At 36.9% G+C, this 15,699-nt stretch carries 10 protein-coding genes; 7 read left to right on the top strand and 3 right to left on the bottom strand.

Translation table 11 applies throughout. The features are described 5' to 3' along the window. Window positions 1-186: 186 nt before the first annotated feature. The 6 genes from C1631_RS17805 to C1631_RS17780 all read left to right on the top strand — a co-directional run bounded on the left by C1631_RS17805 (window position 187) and on the right by C1631_RS17780 (window position 9,309). Window positions 187-765 (top strand): DUF4840 domain-containing protein, encoded by a 579-nt coding sequence (locus tag C1631_RS17805; RefSeq protein WP_103246865.1) that lies wholly within the window; start codon window positions 187-189, stop codon window positions 763-765. 100 nt (window positions 766-865) lie between these two features. After that, on the top strand, window positions 866-1,432 hold the full coding sequence (locus tag C1631_RS17800; RefSeq protein WP_109713608.1) for an RNA polymerase sigma factor: 567 nt from the start codon (window positions 866-868) through the stop codon (window positions 1,430-1,432). Then, the gene (locus C1631_RS17795) at window positions 1,425-2,831 is read left to right on the top strand and encodes an outer membrane beta-barrel protein (RefSeq protein ID WP_109713606.1); all 1,407 of its coding nucleotides are present in this window, start codon (window positions 1,425-1,427) and stop codon (window positions 2,829-2,831) included. Before C1631_RS17800 ends, C1631_RS17795 begins: the two co-directional genes overlap by 8 nt. Window positions 2,832-2,866: 35 nt before the next feature. Further along, on the top strand, window positions 2,867-3,832 hold the full coding sequence (locus C1631_RS17790) for a T9SS type A sorting domain-containing protein (RefSeq protein WP_103246864.1): 966 nt from the start codon (window positions 2,867-2,869) through the stop codon (window positions 3,830-3,832). A 288-nt stretch (window positions 3,833-4,120) separates the two neighbouring features. Continuing rightward, a complete protein-coding gene (locus C1631_RS17785) occupies window positions 4,121-5,656 on the top strand; it encodes a YifB family Mg chelatase-like AAA ATPase (protein WP_109713603.1) in 1,536 nt (511 codons plus the stop codon). Between the two features lie 545 nt (window positions 5,657-6,201). Then, window positions 6,202-9,309 (top strand): non-ribosomal peptide synthetase family protein, encoded by a 3,108-nt coding sequence (locus C1631_RS17780; protein WP_109713601.1) that lies wholly within the window; start codon window positions 6,202-6,204, stop codon window positions 9,307-9,309. 70 nt (window positions 9,310-9,379) lie between these two features. On the opposite strand, the gene C1631_RS17775 is transcribed toward C1631_RS17780, so the two are convergent. Continuing rightward, window positions 9,380-10,603, bottom strand: coding sequence for a spondin domain-containing protein (locus C1631_RS17775; protein ID WP_103246853.1), 1,224 nt, complete (start codon window positions 10,601-10,603; stop codon window positions 9,380-9,382). A 204-nt stretch (window positions 10,604-10,807) separates the two neighbouring features. Between C1631_RS17775 and C1631_RS17770 the strand changes: the two genes are divergently transcribed. Continuing rightward, on the top strand, window positions 10,808-12,865 hold the full coding sequence (locus C1631_RS17770) for a hypothetical protein (RefSeq protein ID WP_123966726.1): 2,058 nt from the start codon (window positions 10,808-10,810) through the stop codon (window positions 12,863-12,865). A 69-nt stretch (window positions 12,866-12,934) separates the two neighbouring features. Here the strand turns inward: C1631_RS17770 and C1631_RS17765 are convergent, their stop codons facing one another. Together C1631_RS17765 and C1631_RS17760 are read right to left on the bottom strand one after the other, a co-directional pair. Next, window positions 12,935-13,411 carry a YdeI/OmpD-associated family protein gene (locus C1631_RS17765; RefSeq protein ID WP_103246851.1) on the bottom strand — a complete coding sequence of 159 codons (477 nt, stop codon included), beginning with the start codon at window positions 13,409-13,411 and terminating at the stop codon, window positions 12,935-12,937. A gap of 78 nt (window positions 13,412-13,489) precedes the next feature. Continuing rightward, window positions 13,490-15,697, bottom strand: a complete 2,208-nt coding sequence (locus C1631_RS17760) for a S46 family peptidase (RefSeq protein WP_109713599.1) — start codon at window positions 15,695-15,697, stop codon at window positions 13,490-13,492. Between the last annotated feature and the right edge of the window lie 2 nt (window positions 15,698-15,699).

The raw sequence follows: 15,699 nt of genomic DNA, 5'->3' as shown, positions 1-15,699 counted from the left end.
AATTGGGTAGAAAAGTAAAAACTATTTGCAAGAGAGAAAATATTTTGAATTTTTATACGCTTTAAATCAATTGGTTGCGTATTAAATTTTGTTTTTTTTTAAAAAACGTGCAAGATTTCCGGAAAACTGGATTTATATAAATGAGTACTCGAAAATATTTTAATGTTTAATGAAAAAAATAATGTAATGAAGAAATTTACAGTACCCCAATTTTTAATTGTGTTTTTAATCTTACTAACAGGTTTTACTTTATCAGCATGTAATAATGATAACGGACCAGATATTCCACCGGTAAAGCTGGATGATGTTAAAGGAAATTATAAAGGAAAGCTGGTGACCATACAAGGAAGTGTCAAAACAGAAAAAATACAGGCCTTTAGTGTGAAAAAAGATACCATCAACTTTACAGAATTTCCGATAGCTGAAATTGTAAAAAATGTGGTTAAAGATCCGATAAAGGCAGAAACTACACTGAAAGCAATGGGAAAAGTGAAATATGATCTTAATTATACGGCAACCATAAATACAGCCAGTAATGTTTTAGAACTGGTATTTACTCCAAAAGTACTGGAACTTAAGATTCCTGTAGATGGAGCAACAAAGAATACGAAAGTAACACTGGTTGCTAAACAAAAAGGCTTTTTTGTAGGAATGGATCAATCATTGAGATATGCTATCGTTGCAGAGAAAATTAATGTAGATGGAACAGACATCACACCGTATGAGGTGATTAATTATAATTTTCCATTCTGTATAAAAAATTAATTATAGATATTGCCAAAAATGGGTTGCGTTTTATAAGATGCAATCTATTTTTGCTTAAAATTTCAGTAGATATTTAATAAGATACGGCGGGCTGATATATATGGAAGAAAGTAAAGAACAGATTTTGGTGCAACACCTTCTTCAGAAGAAGGAGGCTGCCTGGAAAGAGCTTTTTGGAGCCTATTCCGGAAATCTGTCCTATGTGTGTTCCCGTTATGTAGCTGAGAAAGAGGATGCTCATGATATCCTTCAAAATAGTTTTATCAAGATGTTCCGCTCCATAGGATCCTTTGAATACAGGGGGAACGGATCTTTAAAAGCATGGATGACAAGGATTACGGTAAATGAAGCATTAAAGCATATAAAACAGAAAGGAAATTTCACTTCAAATATTGAGATAAACGACCTTCCTGATATCCCAAATGACGAAGAACCTGACTTTGATGAAATTCCACGGGAAGATATTATGGAAATGATCAGAAGGCTCCCGGATGGATATCGTACCGTTTTTAACCTGTATGTATTTGAGAAAAAAAGCCATAAAGAAATTGCCTTGCTTTTGGGAATTGCCGAAAATTCTTCTGCATCACAGTTTCACCGGGCCAAAGGACTGCTTGTTCAGAAAATAAAAGATTTTAAAACGTCAAAAAAAGCACAATATGAGTAATGAATGGTTAAATAGCCTGCGAAGCAGAATGGAAGACCATGAAGAAGATGTTCCTGACGGGTTGTGGGATGAAGTCAGCAATGAATTATTCTCTGAAAAAGAAGAGAATACTACCGTTGCCGGGTTCGCTCCTGAGGCTAATGCTGTTGAGCCAAAAGGAGACGTTGGGAAAAATAAGAAGAGCAGATCCTTATTCTATCGTATCGGAGGTATTGCTGCAGCGATTGCGTTGCTTTTTTTGATGTTAAAAATCAGTTTTTCAGGTAGTGAGGATGCCCAAAAGCTTTCTCAGAAAAAGACAGATATTAAAAAGGAACCCAACAATCTTTCTGCCTTTGAAAATATAGAAAATAAAAGTGATTCGGAAGAAGAAGAAAAGCACAGAGAAGATATTTCTTTAGCTCAGAATATATTGAAGACCTTTATCCCTGAAAGCGTGTTAAAACAAAAAAAACCAGGAAACTATCTGGAAGAAAATAAAGGTGATATGACCAGTCGATCTGAAATAAATATAGTTGCAGATAAAGAAGAGGGATCACATGACGAAAGTAAGGTTGCTCAAACTTTACCGTCCTCTAAGGAAAGCGTAAGTGAGCCTGCTAAGAATCAGAAAGTTGGTGAGGTTGTATTTAAAGAAGAAAAACCAGTTGAAAAATATGCTGACCTCTCCAAAAATAAAACTGTCAAATCTCAAAAAGATAAATCCTGGATGTTGAGTATGCTTACAGGAAATGCTTCAACCAGTGGCGCTGAACAACAATTCCCGGGATATGCTTCCATGAGTGGAAAGCCAATGAATATCGAACAGGCCTGGAGTACTTCCGTATATGATGATAATCCATTGACAGCGATATTGCTGGCTAATCAAAGCCAGCCTGTAGAAGCGAGGATCAGACACAAAGTACCTGTTACCTTCGGGCTGTCTCTTTATTATAATCTTGGAAAAAAATGGGGGATAGGCACGGGATTGAATTATACAAAACTGTCTTCGGAACTTCATTCAGGAACCGATACCAACTATATAAAAGGAGATCAGTCTGTTCATTATCTGGGTATTCCGGTTCAGGTTAATTATAATGTGATCCAGAAAGGGCGGTTTACCGGATATGTAACCGGAGGTGCTTTGGTTGAAAAACCAATAGCAGGAACAATTACAACGACTTATGTTGTTGACGATGAGATCAAAGAGACTTCGAAGGAGCGATTGGAGAACAAGCCTTTACAGTTTTCTGTTAGTACAGCTGTAGGACTTCAACTGAAGATTATTGATAAACTAGGCGTCTACGCAGAGCCGGGAATAGGATATCATTTTAAGGATGAGACCGCGCCAAATACCATTTACAAGGAAAAGCCCTTACAGTTTAATGTGAAATTCGGACTCAGGCTGTTGCTTGATTGAATATAAAAATTAACATCAACCATAAATATTTAAACATGAAAACAAAATTAATTTTTTTTGCTTTTCTGGTATTCAGCATGCTGAATATGAAAGCACAATGCAATCCAACTATTACGAGCCCAAGGCTTGGCGTACAGTTTCCGGACAGGATTTTGTTCTGTGAAACAGAAGATGAAGTACTTTCTACTCAGGTATTTGACAACTATCAATGGTACAAACAGGAATGGACCTGGCAAACTCCTAATAACAACCCCTGGGTAGCCATTCCGGGAGCCAATTCACAACAATTAACGATCAGTGGGAACGATCAGTTGTATTATTTTAAAGTAGTAGTGAGCCAGGGAGACTGCACCGCAGAGAGCCCGGCGATTATGGCCGATGGATTTGTGTATGGATTACCCGCGATGATGACTACTCTTACTCCGGGAACCTATGAAGATCTTGGTGCCGGAGAAATCAATGTATGTGAAGGAGCATCGGTAAAATTTGATAATGTTTTCCCTATTGTATATGGTGTACATACCTGGTACAAATGCTTCCCCAGTAATATCCCACCTGTAGCAGGTGATCCTTGTATAGTCAGTGGAGTAACAGGTGATTCTTACTCTGCTACAGAATCAGGGCAGTATGGATTTTATGCCTGTACGGAGTATTGCCCTGACCAATGTAAGTTTCTAGGAACCAACTCGTTTGTGAAACTCAATTTTGGAAATTGGGAATTTTGTGAAAATATGGGAACAGGTGAGACAAGGTCTAAAGATAATAGTTTAAGAATATATCCAAACCCTACCGCTCAGTTTCTTTATATCGGAAAAGAGGCTGACAAATCATATAAAGAAGTTTCAATCATTGATATGACAGGAAAGTTAGTTCTGCAGAAAAAAGATCACCAGCATCATCAGGCCATTGATGTAAGTCATCTGGTACCGGGAAATTATATTATTGTTTCAAAAAGCACAGATGGAAAAAATGTGTACAAAAATAAATTCATAAAAAAATAGGATTAAATAATCTTTTCGTTAGTTTTCAATAGTGGTTAGATCGGCACAAATTTATTTGTGCCGATTTTATGTATACTATCAGCTCTTTATACTGGAGTAAAATTGTAGATTGAGGAAGACGGATTTTTGACTTAAACTAAACTTTTAAAGAATCAAATTTGAGTGAATGGATGAATCATGATTTTATTGATGCCATTTGTCATTAATCCATTTTCAAAGAATTCCATCCATCGAAATCACATCTTTGTAAAATAGCATATTAGTTATTTTTACTTCAAAAACACACCCATGCTGATTAAAATTTACGGAAGTGCCATTCATGGAGTGGCTGCACAAACGATAACGATCGAGGTCAATGTCGATACGGGAGGAGTAGGATACCATTTGGTAGGTTTACCAGATAATGCAATCAAAGAAAGTAGTTACAGGATTTCTGCTGCACTGAAAAATGTGGGGTATAAGATTCCGGGAAAGAAAATTACGATTAATATGGCTCCTGCAGATCTAAGAAAAGAAGGTTCAGCATATGATTTAAGTATTGCTATCGGGATTCTCGCCGCTTCAGATCAGATTTTAGCAGAGGAAATTCAGAATTATATCATCATGGGAGAGCTTTCTCTGGATGGGAGTTTACAACCTATAAAGGGAGTACTTCCTATTGCAATACAAGCCAAAGAAGAAGGTTTTACAGGAATTATACTTCCCATTCAAAATGCAAGAGAGGCTGCTATTGTCAGTAATCTGAATGTCTACGGAGTAGAAAATATTAAACAGGTTATCGATTTTTTTAATGAAGGAAAACCTCTTGAAAAGATGATACTGGATACCCAAAAAGAATTCCAGGAAAAGATTAACGATTTTCCTTTTGATTTTTCAGAGGTGAAAGGGCAGGAAACCGCTAAGAGAGCTATGGAAGTGGCAGCTGCCGGTGGGCATAATATTATTTTGATTGGTCCCCCGGGAAGTGGGAAAACAATGCTGGCCAAAAGAGTACCCAGTATTTTACCTCCACTGACCCTAAAGGAAGCATTAGAAACTACAAAAATCCATTCGGTAGCGGGAAAAGTAGGAACTGAGGCTGCTTTAATGACTGTTCGTCCCTTTAGATCACCTCATCACACCATTTCCGATGTTGCTCTTGTTGGTGGTGGAAGTTATCCGCAACCGGGAGAAATTTCACTGGCTCATAATGGCGTTTTATTTTTGGATGAAATGCCGGAGTTTAAGCGAACTGTACTCGAAGTAATGAGACAACCTCTGGAAGACCGGGAGGTTACCATTTCCAGAGCAAGGTTTACCGTAAATTATCCTGCAAGTTTTATGCTTGTTGCTTCTATGAATCCAAGTCCGAGCGGTTTCTTTCCGGATGATCCTAATAATACGTCTTCAGTATACGAAATGCAACGATATATGAATAAACTTTCCGGACCGCTTCTGGATAGAATCGATATTCATATTGAAGTTCAGAAGGTCGAATTTGAACAGCTTTCAGAAAAAAGGAAAGGTGAAAAGAGCAAAGATATAAGAGAAAGAGTTTTAAAGGCCAGAGATATTCAGAATGAACGATATAAAAATTTGAATATAAGCAGCAATGCCCAAATAGGCCCAAAAGAACTCGAGGCATTTTGTGAACTGGACGAAACCTCTTTTAATCTTATCAAATTAGCTATGGAAAAGTTAAATCTTTCAGCCCGTGCTTATGATAGAATTTTGAAGGTTGCCCGAACAATCGCTGACCTTGAGGGATCTGAAAACATTCTTTCCTCTCATATTTCTGAAGCCATTCAGTATCGAAGTTTAGATAGAGAGTTCTGGAATGGCTGATTCGCAAATTCTATGCATTTTCGGGATAAACTCCTTCTTATTCCTGTATTATTAAATTCCTAATATTATGATTAAATATTGGATTATTTTATTTTTTCTATTATTTCCTTGATTAAAAGCGGGCTTTTGTTTTGTCATTCAGCCTATTATCTCTCAGTTTTTCGGGGTTTTTAAAAAAGTTATTCTCAAAATAGGCACTGTATGATAATTATGTAACGATTTATTCAAAATATTATGTTAAGTTTGATTATTGAATCAATATAAATATTTAATTATGAAAATTAATTTATTAAAAAATAGTTTGCATTTAAGTGCCAAAACTTAAAAAAATACATAATATTTTCTGTTGAGGTTAAATGAGTTTCTCATTGGTCTCTATTATTTATATCAACGAATTACATACAAAGGCAGGAAACCACATTTAGCTCATTAATTGTGTTGCCTATGTTCCACAATGCTTCTATGTTTTTTATAGGAGCGGGAGAGAAATTGTCTTTTATTGAAAATCAGAACCATAATAAAATACTTAACCAAATCACTTAAAAATGTCAGACACAACAAAAAAAGTAGAATCACAGTCTTTAGGAGAGGCTGTATTATTGTCCTCTGAAGACAGAGAGAAATTATTGAATGAATTTAACAAAACCGGTTGGGATTATCAGCAACAAGAAACATTGAACTCTCTTTTCCGGAAAATAGTAAACTTTCATCCTGAAAATACGGCCGTTGTATATCGTGATCAGAAAATAACATATCGGGAACTGGATCTAAGAAGTAACCAGGTTGCCAATGTTCTGATAGCGAAGGGCATAAAAGAAGGCAAGTATGTTCCTGTATGGATGGACAGATCCTTAGAGTGGATCGTAGCTGTTCTTGGGATTATCAAGACGGGAGCTGCTTATGTTCCAATTGATCCTGCTTACCCGGTGAAAAGAGTAGAGTATATTCTTTCAGATACTTCTTCAGAAATAATCATTACCAATATTCGTTTAGGAGCTCTTTTATCCGATAGGGAACAGTCTAAAATAATGGATCTGGACAAGATGACAAATCTTGATGGGCGGCCGGTTGATCAGTTTATTGATGCTACAAACACAAATTCTCTTGCGTATACCATCTATACTTCCGGGTCCACCGGAAAACCCAAAGGAGTAATGGTAGGGCATCAAGCTATTCAACATCTTGTCACATGGCATAATCATCATTTTCATGTAGATCATACTTCAAGATTATCTCTGGTGGCGGGTCTGGCATTCGATATTTCTGTATGGGAAGTCTGGTCTGCATTAACCGCAGGAGCAACACTTTTTATAGCTGATGAAGAAGAACGGACAGATGCTTTGGCTTTAATAGATTATTACCGTAAACATCGTATCACCCATGGCTTTGCCCCGACGGTGCTGGCTCCAACAGTAGTGAATCATTCCAAAAATTATGATGATTTAACTTTGAAGTATCTTTTTACAGGTGGTGAAAAACTTAAACCTGTTCTAACTACTGAGCTGCAATTTGAACTGGTAGATTATTACGGACCTACTGAATGTACAGTATTTGCAACTTTCAAAAAGGTGAAAGATGTAGATGGAAAGTACGTTTCTTCAATTGGTAAACCTATAGCTAATACCCAGGCTTATATTTTGGGAGAACAGCTGGAATTGCTTCCGGTAGGTGCAATAGGAGAGCTTTATATTGGTGGGAATATTTTAGCTAGAGGTTATCTTAATAATCAGGAACTTACAGATACAAAATTTATTGTCAACCCATTCAATGAAGCTCAAAGACTCTATCGTACCGGAGACCTGGCCAAATGGTTACCGGATGGTGATATTGAATTTCTGGGAAGAATGGATAATCAGGTGAAAATCCGTGGATTTAGGGTGGAGCTGGGAGAAATAGAGCGGGTACTTGTTCAACAGAGTGAGGTGCGGGAAGCGGTAGTTATTACAAAAGAGACTGCAGGAAGTAACAAATATCTGGTTGCTTTTGTAGTATTAAAATCCGGTGCACAAAAGGATATTGTATCAGTCAGAAATCTTCTGAAGGAAGAGTTGCCTGGATATATGATCCCGGCTCAGATTATTTTTATAGATAAAATACCTTTAACCCCAAATGGAAAGACAGATAGCCAATATCTAAAAGAACTGGCTGATAAAGAAGCAAAAGAACTGGTTTCGTTTGAACCTCCAACCAATGAGACGGAGAGAATAATAGCTGATCTTTGGTCTTCAGAATTAGAACGGCCTGTCATTAATATAACAGATAACTTTTTTGATATCGGAGGAAATTCTCTCCTGGTAGCTGTAGTAGCAGTTGCGTTAGAAAGAAGGTTGAATGTGAAAGTCTATCTGAGGGATATCTATCAGTATCCTGTATTACAAAAACTTTCAGAAGTATTAATTGCACGTTCTAAGGAGATAAGAGAAGCGAGAGCTGTGGAGGATATGGAGCCGTATGTAGCTTTACAACAGGATGTTTACCTTGCGCCGGGGACGGTATTTGCGGGTGGTTTTGATCCAAAACAAATAGAGAACCCAACGGCCATATTTTTAACAGGAGCTACAGGCTTTGTCGGAATTCATCTTCTTCAGGAGTTGCTGGATAGTACCGTGGCAGATATTTATTGCCTGATAAGAGCCCAGGATGAATTTCATGCAATGGAAAAAATTGATCGTTGCTTCAAGCAGTACCATATTCCTCCAAAAACAGAACAGAAAGCAAGAATTATCCCTGTAATCGGTGATCTGGCATTACCTTCATTAGGGCTTTCAGAAAAAACATTCAAAATGCTGGCAGAAAAAACTGATGTAATCTATCATTCTGGGAGTTCAGTAAATTTCATTGAGCCCTATTCTTATATGAAAGCGCCAAATGTAGAAGGGTTAAGGGAAATCATCAAACTGGCAGGAGCTGAAAGAACCAAATGCCTGGCCTTGTTATCTACGATATCGGTATATAGCTGGGGGCATATATTTACCGGGAAGACAGTGATGCTGGAGTCTGATGATATTGCTCAGAATCTAATGTCAGTAAGTAAAGATATTGGATATGTAAGAAGCAAATGGGTGATGGAAGCTGTAGCGGATTTAGCGGCGAAAGAAGGTCTGCCATTAATTACATATCGCCTGGGATATGCAATGTGTCATAGCAAAACGGGTGCGAATGCTCCTTATCAGTGGTGGTCAGGATTAGTGAAAAACTGTGTGGAATTTAAATCTTATCCTGCATTGACAGAGCTGAGAGAAGGTCTTATTACCGTAGATTATATGACGCAAGCGATGGCTCATATCACCAAAAATAAAGATGCTATAGGGAAGAAGTTTAATTTGATAGCCAGCCCTGAAACCAATCTCACGCTGGAGGACTTCTTTGGATTAATCAAAAAGTACTATCCATTTACGCTACATAGCCTTCCGTATAAAGAATGGAGAAAACAATGGGAAGATGACAGTAAAAACCGCTTGTATCCATTGACAAGCCTTTTCAAAGATAATATGCATGAAGGATTGTCTACTGTTGAGTTATACCAGAATACCTATGTATGGGATTGTTCTAATGTTATTCAGTTTTTAGAAGGTTCAGGTATTAAGGAGCCTGTATTTGATAAAAATTTGCTTGATTCGTATTTACAATATCTCGGACTTCCGACCTCTTAACTTTATCTATTGAATTAAAAGACCAGACAGAAAACTGTCTGGTCTTTTTTATGTAAGGATGAGGATATGATTAGTTTACCGTTACTTTAATAACATTTTGTACTACCGGTACAGGATATACTGTTCCTACTTTTGAAATGACCTTGTTTTCACTTTGCGGAGTTCCTCCAAATAGAGCCTGATGATTTCCTGCTCCCGGATACTGATCAATCCCTGTTCCGGAATCAAACAACATGGTTTTTGAGGTAAGGTCTCCTTTCGTACCGGCTTCGATGCTTTGTTCGTTAGCATAGAACCAATCATTGGAAAAGCCAAACATGGTGGCATAGGCAATTTTATCTCCCGAATCTGCTGAGAAATTTGTTGAAATCTTATTTCCCGGAGGAACAGGAGCATTTCCGGCAACATATACACCCTTCACGTTAGGTAAAGATTTTAAACTGGCCTGAAGCTGAGTTACATTTCCGAATTGTGCAATGTTTTTCAATCCCATTCCGCTGTCTGCTTTTCCTAATTCATAAATTGGATTTTTATCACCACGGTAGATGACCACGAGGGCAGGGGAGAGGCCAGTCATAATTCCTGTATTGGCATTAAGTTTTGTCATCATCTTACTAATGTCTCCCATTTGAGCAATATCTGTAATCTCAGGATTGGATAAAGCGTTAGGGGTGAAAAATGGAGCACTGTTCAATAGCTGAGTGCCATTATAATTTGAAACAGCCCATACACCGGGAGAAAAAGGAGTCTGGTTGGCAGTTCCTCCGGAAGTATTGGTAATGGTTAAGGTAAACTCAGAAGTTACATCATCGTATGCCAGATTCAGCTTCATCAATTGTGAGGCATTTACATTAGGTACTTGTGCAATAGACTTACTTTCTGGTTGACCGGTCACGTTGTCTTTCGTTCCATTATCCCATAAAAGGACGCTTGAAGAAACATCACCCGTTATAGCATTTCCATTTCCATCAAAAAGCTTAATCCCTGGTTGTTGTGACGCGAAAAACCAGTCTTTGGAAGCTCCGTACATAGTGGCAAACATCAACGCCTGTGTTTTTCCTGCACTGAACTTAATAGATGTTGATTGTCCGGGCATAATGATAGGAGGAGTTCCTGTGCCTTGAAAACTCCCGCTCTGCACAAAGTCTTTTGGACTAACGACATTTTCAAAGGTAATCGTTCTCTGAACGGGCATGTCTGTCATGTTGTTGTCAGAATTATCACATGATAAAAGCATAAATGCAGCCATGCTCATTGCTGCGGATGCCATGATTTTAAAAAAGATTTTTTTCATAAAAGTAATTTTGATAGTTATAATTGTTAATTGTAACTATAGTCGAAGCCTTTTTTAAATCCTGACAAAAAAAGAAAGATTTTTTGTTTTTATTTTTTTATACGTCAATTTTTGACGCTACGGAGGAGGATATTTGCTGCAGAAAATTGGAGGAATAGGTGTTTATACTCCTTCGTTTTAAAATTAACCAATAAAAATATTTCTATGAGTTTTCCATGTATTGTAAAGAACACGATGGCTGAAATGAAAAATCTGTCGGCTTCAGAAATCACTGATCTCCAGAACGGAGTTTATAAGGGAGTTTGTCTACTAGGTTATTACGAAAAAAGAGATACTCCAGATCCCATCATTTATCATTTGTCTTCAACAACAGATGTTGATGATGCAGGAAGTATTATTGAAACGGGAGGGATTAAGCTGGAACATAATTTTGCGCATGATCTGGATGTAAGATATTTTGGGGTGAAAGGGAACGGGAGCTATAATGATACTCCGTTTATTTTATCTTATTTTAAGTATGTAAATACAAATAACTTGTACTGGGTGATTCCGGGAAAATGTAAAGTTGTAGTAAAGCAATCTTTTGAAATGAAAACCAGTGGAAGATGTGATGGTAAGTTTATCCTTCTCAGAGAGAGTAGTGATGTAAGCATTACAATTGCCCGAAGATTTAATGGTGAAGTAGTAGATATCGCTGCATGGTCACGGAATAACATGAAGAGGGGAAGTTTAGATGTGGGTTTTAATAATTTAGGAGTCGCAAACATGTATTTTGATTCTACGGAAATTTTAATTGATCGTGATGGTACTGCTTCTGAAAAAAATTATAAAAAGAATGAGTTTATTAGAAGTAGTGATGGTAAATTAACTACACCATTAGTTTGTTCTTACATGCAAGATAGTACTCATAATCCTGGTGTATTAACAGTTAAGAAATATATCTTTGAAGAGCATATTTCCATAGATAATCTGAATATTGAAACCACAGGTATTCTAAACGATATTGCCTATCTATTAGTTAGCAGAGATAATGTCACCCTTAATAATCTGCGAATTCTGAATAAAATTAATAACTCAGGAGCTGTGGGTCTGGAAGTAAATACTTGTGCGGACATCATAATAAATAATCCTTTTATAAAAGGCTTTAGGAAAGATGGAGTTGGTTATGGTATTGCAAATTATAGCTCTATAGGTGTTGTTATTAATGACGGAAACATAGTAGATTGCCGACATGGATACACTGGCAGAAACAGTGTAGACGTCACCATTAACAGAGGCGTTTGGGAAGAAGGGATAGATGATCATTGGACAGATAGATTTACAGCAAATAATACTATTGTAAAAACGGGGAAAAGTTTAGCTGCGTTTCAATTTGCGGGCAATGATATTACGTTAAATTTTCCTATAGTAAGTGGAAGTGCAAGAATATTTTTTGGAATAAGGATGGATACCCCAAGTTTAGGCGGGATTGTTAATATTAATAATCCTATATTCACCGCTAAAGAAGTGGATGGTCTAATAGGAAAAAAAGATATATATCTGTTCTCATATACTAGCCCAAATGGAAACATTGGAACTCCTCTTTTGTTGGAAAATTATACAAAATACCTTGACCCAAAACTTCCTGAAAGCCTTAATATAATCAACCCGATTATTAATACGGATGCTGATGAAGTCAGTGGATTCTATTTAGGTGTTTTGAATAGAAAGTATGTAAACATTAAAAATCTGAAAATTACTGATACGATTCTCAATGCAAAGTCTACAACGACTTATACCGCAGTGCAAATTATAAAAGATAGTGCTATACAAATGGATCATAGTACCAATATAGAAATCAGCGGCAGGTTGACAACAAATGTACTTACTACAACTACTACAGTATATTTATATTCCATGGATGTAGCCGATAAGATAAGACGTGCCAAAATATACTTAAGTGATTGTTTTGGATATGGAAGGGTTGTGTTTAGCGGGGCTAATCTCGAAACCTTTATTATGGATGGAGGTGATATCCATAATTTTAATATTGATCATTCATATTCAGACTTTAGTACCTGTAATATCCAGTTTAAAAATGTAGAAATGAAGGGAGGAAATATTGATAATTTATCACATGCACTTTTTCAAAACTGTGTCTTTACCGGAAATTATGTATTTCCTTCTGCCGACAGTGTGTCTTTGGTTAATAATATCAAACATGCTAGCATTTCAGGGCTGCCAATCAATATTGTCAATAGTATGAAGCCTCCGTTTGCATAGTAAAACACATCTTTATTTAGCTAATTAATTTACAATAACCTAAAGAGTTCAGGTTTTCCTGAGCTCTTTTTATATCCCCTTTTTTCCTTCCAGAATCATTTGAATCATTTTTATTTTCCGGTTTTCTCTTGTTTCCGGTTTTTTTGCCTCCTCAATCCAACGGATGTATTCCTTTTTGTGGGTATAGCTCATTGCGTCAAATAAGGATTTTGCGTCAGGATTTTCATGAAATACCAAAGCAATATCCTTTGCAATTTCAATCACTCTTTCTTCTTTGTCCTCAATAAGAGAAACAAAAACTTCATCTCCAAAAGTTTTTCCAAGTTGTTTTCTCACCTCCTGTGTCAGGCCCAGAATATGACAATCAGATTTCATTTTGGTAAGGCTTCCGCGATATTCTACTTTAGTGTCAAATGTTGCTTTAATTTTTACCTGCCCTTTTTTGTTGAATAATTCTTCAGTGGAAAAAGGAAATTCAACATAGGCAGCATTCATTGCTCCATTTTGTGTGATAATTGCTGTAAACTCTATGATTGGGTTATTCATTGTGAAAAGGGTTTTACTATTCAAAAATAAAAAAACCGTGAAAGTAATTCCACGGTTTTAAAAATATATCAGAGTAGATTATTTTTTCTTTGTTTTCTTAGGCATTGTTGTAGTGCCTGAGTTTTTAGTTTTTGTATCAGCCGGAGTATTTTCTCCTCTTACAAGCTTTAACTCGTCAATTAGCCTTCTTGCACCTGCATATTTGTCAATAGTCCAAAGTACAAAACGAACGTCTACATTGATTGTTTTTTGCCATTCCTGTTCAAATACGATATCACCGCTTAATGCTTCGCTGTTTCCATCGAATGCAATACCGATAAGATTTCCGTCTCCGTCGATTACAGGAGAACCTGAATTACCACCGGTAATGTCGTTGTTAGAAAGGAAGTTTACAGGCATATATCCTGCAGCATCAGCATATTGTCCGAAATCTTTAAGATTGTAAAGGTCAATCACTCTTTGAGGAAGATCAAACTCTTCGTCTCCTTTCTTGTATTTTCCAACAAGACCAGTCATATCTGTGTAGTAATTGTCAGTAATACCAAAGTAGTTTCTGTCTGTTCTGATAGGAAGTTTATCTACAGTTCCGTAAGTTAATCTCATTGTAGAGTTAGCGTCCGGATAGAATTTCTTCTCAGGCATTGCTTTCATAAGGCCAGCTAAGAAAAGACGGTTGTTTTTAGCAAAATTGTCATCTACTTTCACAAATCTTTCAGCACTCATTTTTTGATCAGCAACAATTCCATTTGCTACTTTCCAAAGCGGGTCAGCATCAAGTTTTAATGCATCCGGATTTAATAAAAAGTTGGTTGCAGAAGTTTTATTTGCAAAAATTGAAGAGTAAGCCAGGTTAGAAACAGTTTTAGCATCTAAGCCTAAGATAGTAGCAGAAGCAACATCTTTATTTTTTACTCTCATTTGGTAAAGGCCAGCCATAGCGGCAAGCATTTCTCCTTCTAAAGCAGGATTAAAGTTTTCATAAGCTCCCTTAATAGCTGCTTCTGTTTTAGCTTTCATCGCTAATCTTCCTTGCATATCCTGTGCAGCATAAGCTTTAAGAGCAGATCCTACCTGTAAAGCAAGGGTAATGTATTTTGCATTCCTTGAGAACTGAGAAGAATAATTTCTTTCAACATTTCTGTCAGAAACTTGTGTGTAATAAGCACCAATGTCTTCCAAAACGCCATCGTATGCATCATTTCCTGGCATTACAGCCCACTTTTTAAATGTCTCTTCGATTTTTTGTTTGTCAGAAATTGTTCCGTTCTTATCTACTGCATCAATCGTTCCTTGTCTGTTTTTCCAGTAGTTGGCTACTGATGCATATTGAGAAGCATAGTTAAGCTGAGTAGCTTTATCTTTATTCATGTATTTTTTCATGACATCCATCGCTACTTTAGAAGCTTCAACCCATGCCGGATAATCTTTATTTACCATTTGTTGAATTCCGTAAGAAGTCAGATAACGGTTGGTTCTTCCAGGGTATCCCAGAATCATTGAGAAGTCACCAGGCTTAATTCCTTTAAGAGAAACGGGAAGGTAGTGCTTAGGCTTCAAGGGTGTATTGCTTGGAGAATATTCTGCAGGGTTTCCGGCAGCATCAGCATATACTCTGAAGACTGTGAAATCTGCAGTATGTCTTGGCCACTCCCAGTTGTCTGTATCACCACCAAATTTACCCAATGAAGAAGGAGGAGCCCCTACTAATCTGATGTCTTTATAATCCTGGTATACAAAATAATAAAATTCATTTCCGTTGAAGAAATCTCTTACAACTACAGTGTATTTACCGTTTTCAGAGTTTTCTGTCTGGATTGCTTTTGTTTCAGCATCAATAACAGCTTTTCTCTCAGCACCGGTCATGCTGTTGTTCAATTTAGAATTGATTCTCTGTGTAGCATCATCCATTCTCACTAAAAATCTTACATAAAGATCCTTAGCATTGAATTCGTCTTTTTGCTTCATTGCCCAGAAACCATTCTTTAAATAGTCTTTTTCCGGAGTAGAAGCAGCCGCAACAGCGCCATAACCACAGTGATGGTTGGTGAATATAAGTCCTTTGTCAGAAACAATTTCACCAGTACAGAAACCTCCGAAGCTTACAATAGCATCTTTTAAGCTTGAGTTGTTTACTGAATAAATTTCTTCAGGCGTTAGATGTAGGCCCTCCTTTTGCATATCAACACCGTTAAGTCTTTTGATGAGCATTAGCAGCCACATCCCCTCATCCGCCCTCATCTGAGCAAAGCCCAATAAGAAAGTGAATAGTAGAAATAGTCTTTTCATTT

The organism is Chryseobacterium phosphatilyticum (genome assembly GCF_002899825.2).
GTDB lineage: Bacteria > Bacteroidota > Bacteroidia > Flavobacteriales > Weeksellaceae > Chryseobacterium > Chryseobacterium phosphatilyticum.
The sequence above is the reverse complement of the archived record's forward strand: the minus strand, read 5'-3'. Positions and strand labels throughout refer to the sequence as shown.

Coding starts and splice junctions, on each gene's coding strand:
- C1631_RS17795 (WP_109713606.1), top strand. CDS start 1,425: ATGAGTAATGAATGGTTAAATAGCCTGCGAAGCAGAATGGAAGACCAT.
- C1631_RS17780 (WP_109713601.1), top strand. CDS start 6,202: ATGTCAGACACAACAAAAAAAGTAGAATCACAGTCTTTAGGAGAGGCT.
- C1631_RS17785 (WP_109713603.1), top strand. CDS start 4,121: ATGCTGATTAAAATTTACGGAAGTGCCATTCATGGAGTGGCTGCACAA.
- C1631_RS17790 (WP_103246864.1), top strand. CDS start 2,867: ATGAAAACAAAATTAATTTTTTTTGCTTTTCTGGTATTCAGCATGCTG.
- C1631_RS17765 (WP_103246851.1), bottom strand. CDS start 13,411: ATGAATAACCCAATCATAGAGTTTACAGCAATTATCACACAAAATGGA.
- C1631_RS17800 (WP_109713608.1), top strand. CDS start 866: ATGGAAGAAAGTAAAGAACAGATTTTGGTGCAACACCTTCTTCAGAAG.
- C1631_RS17770 (WP_123966726.1), top strand. CDS start 10,808: ATGAGTTTTCCATGTATTGTAAAGAACACGATGGCTGAAATGAAAAAT.
- C1631_RS17760 (WP_109713599.1), bottom strand. CDS start 15,697: ATGAAAAGACTATTTCTACTATTCACTTTCTTATTGGGCTTTGCTCAG.
- C1631_RS17775 (WP_103246853.1), bottom strand. CDS start 10,603: ATGAAAAAAATCTTTTTTAAAATCATGGCATCCGCAGCAATGAGCATG.
- C1631_RS17805 (WP_103246865.1), top strand. CDS start 187: ATGAAGAAATTTACAGTACCCCAATTTTTAATTGTGTTTTTAATCTTA.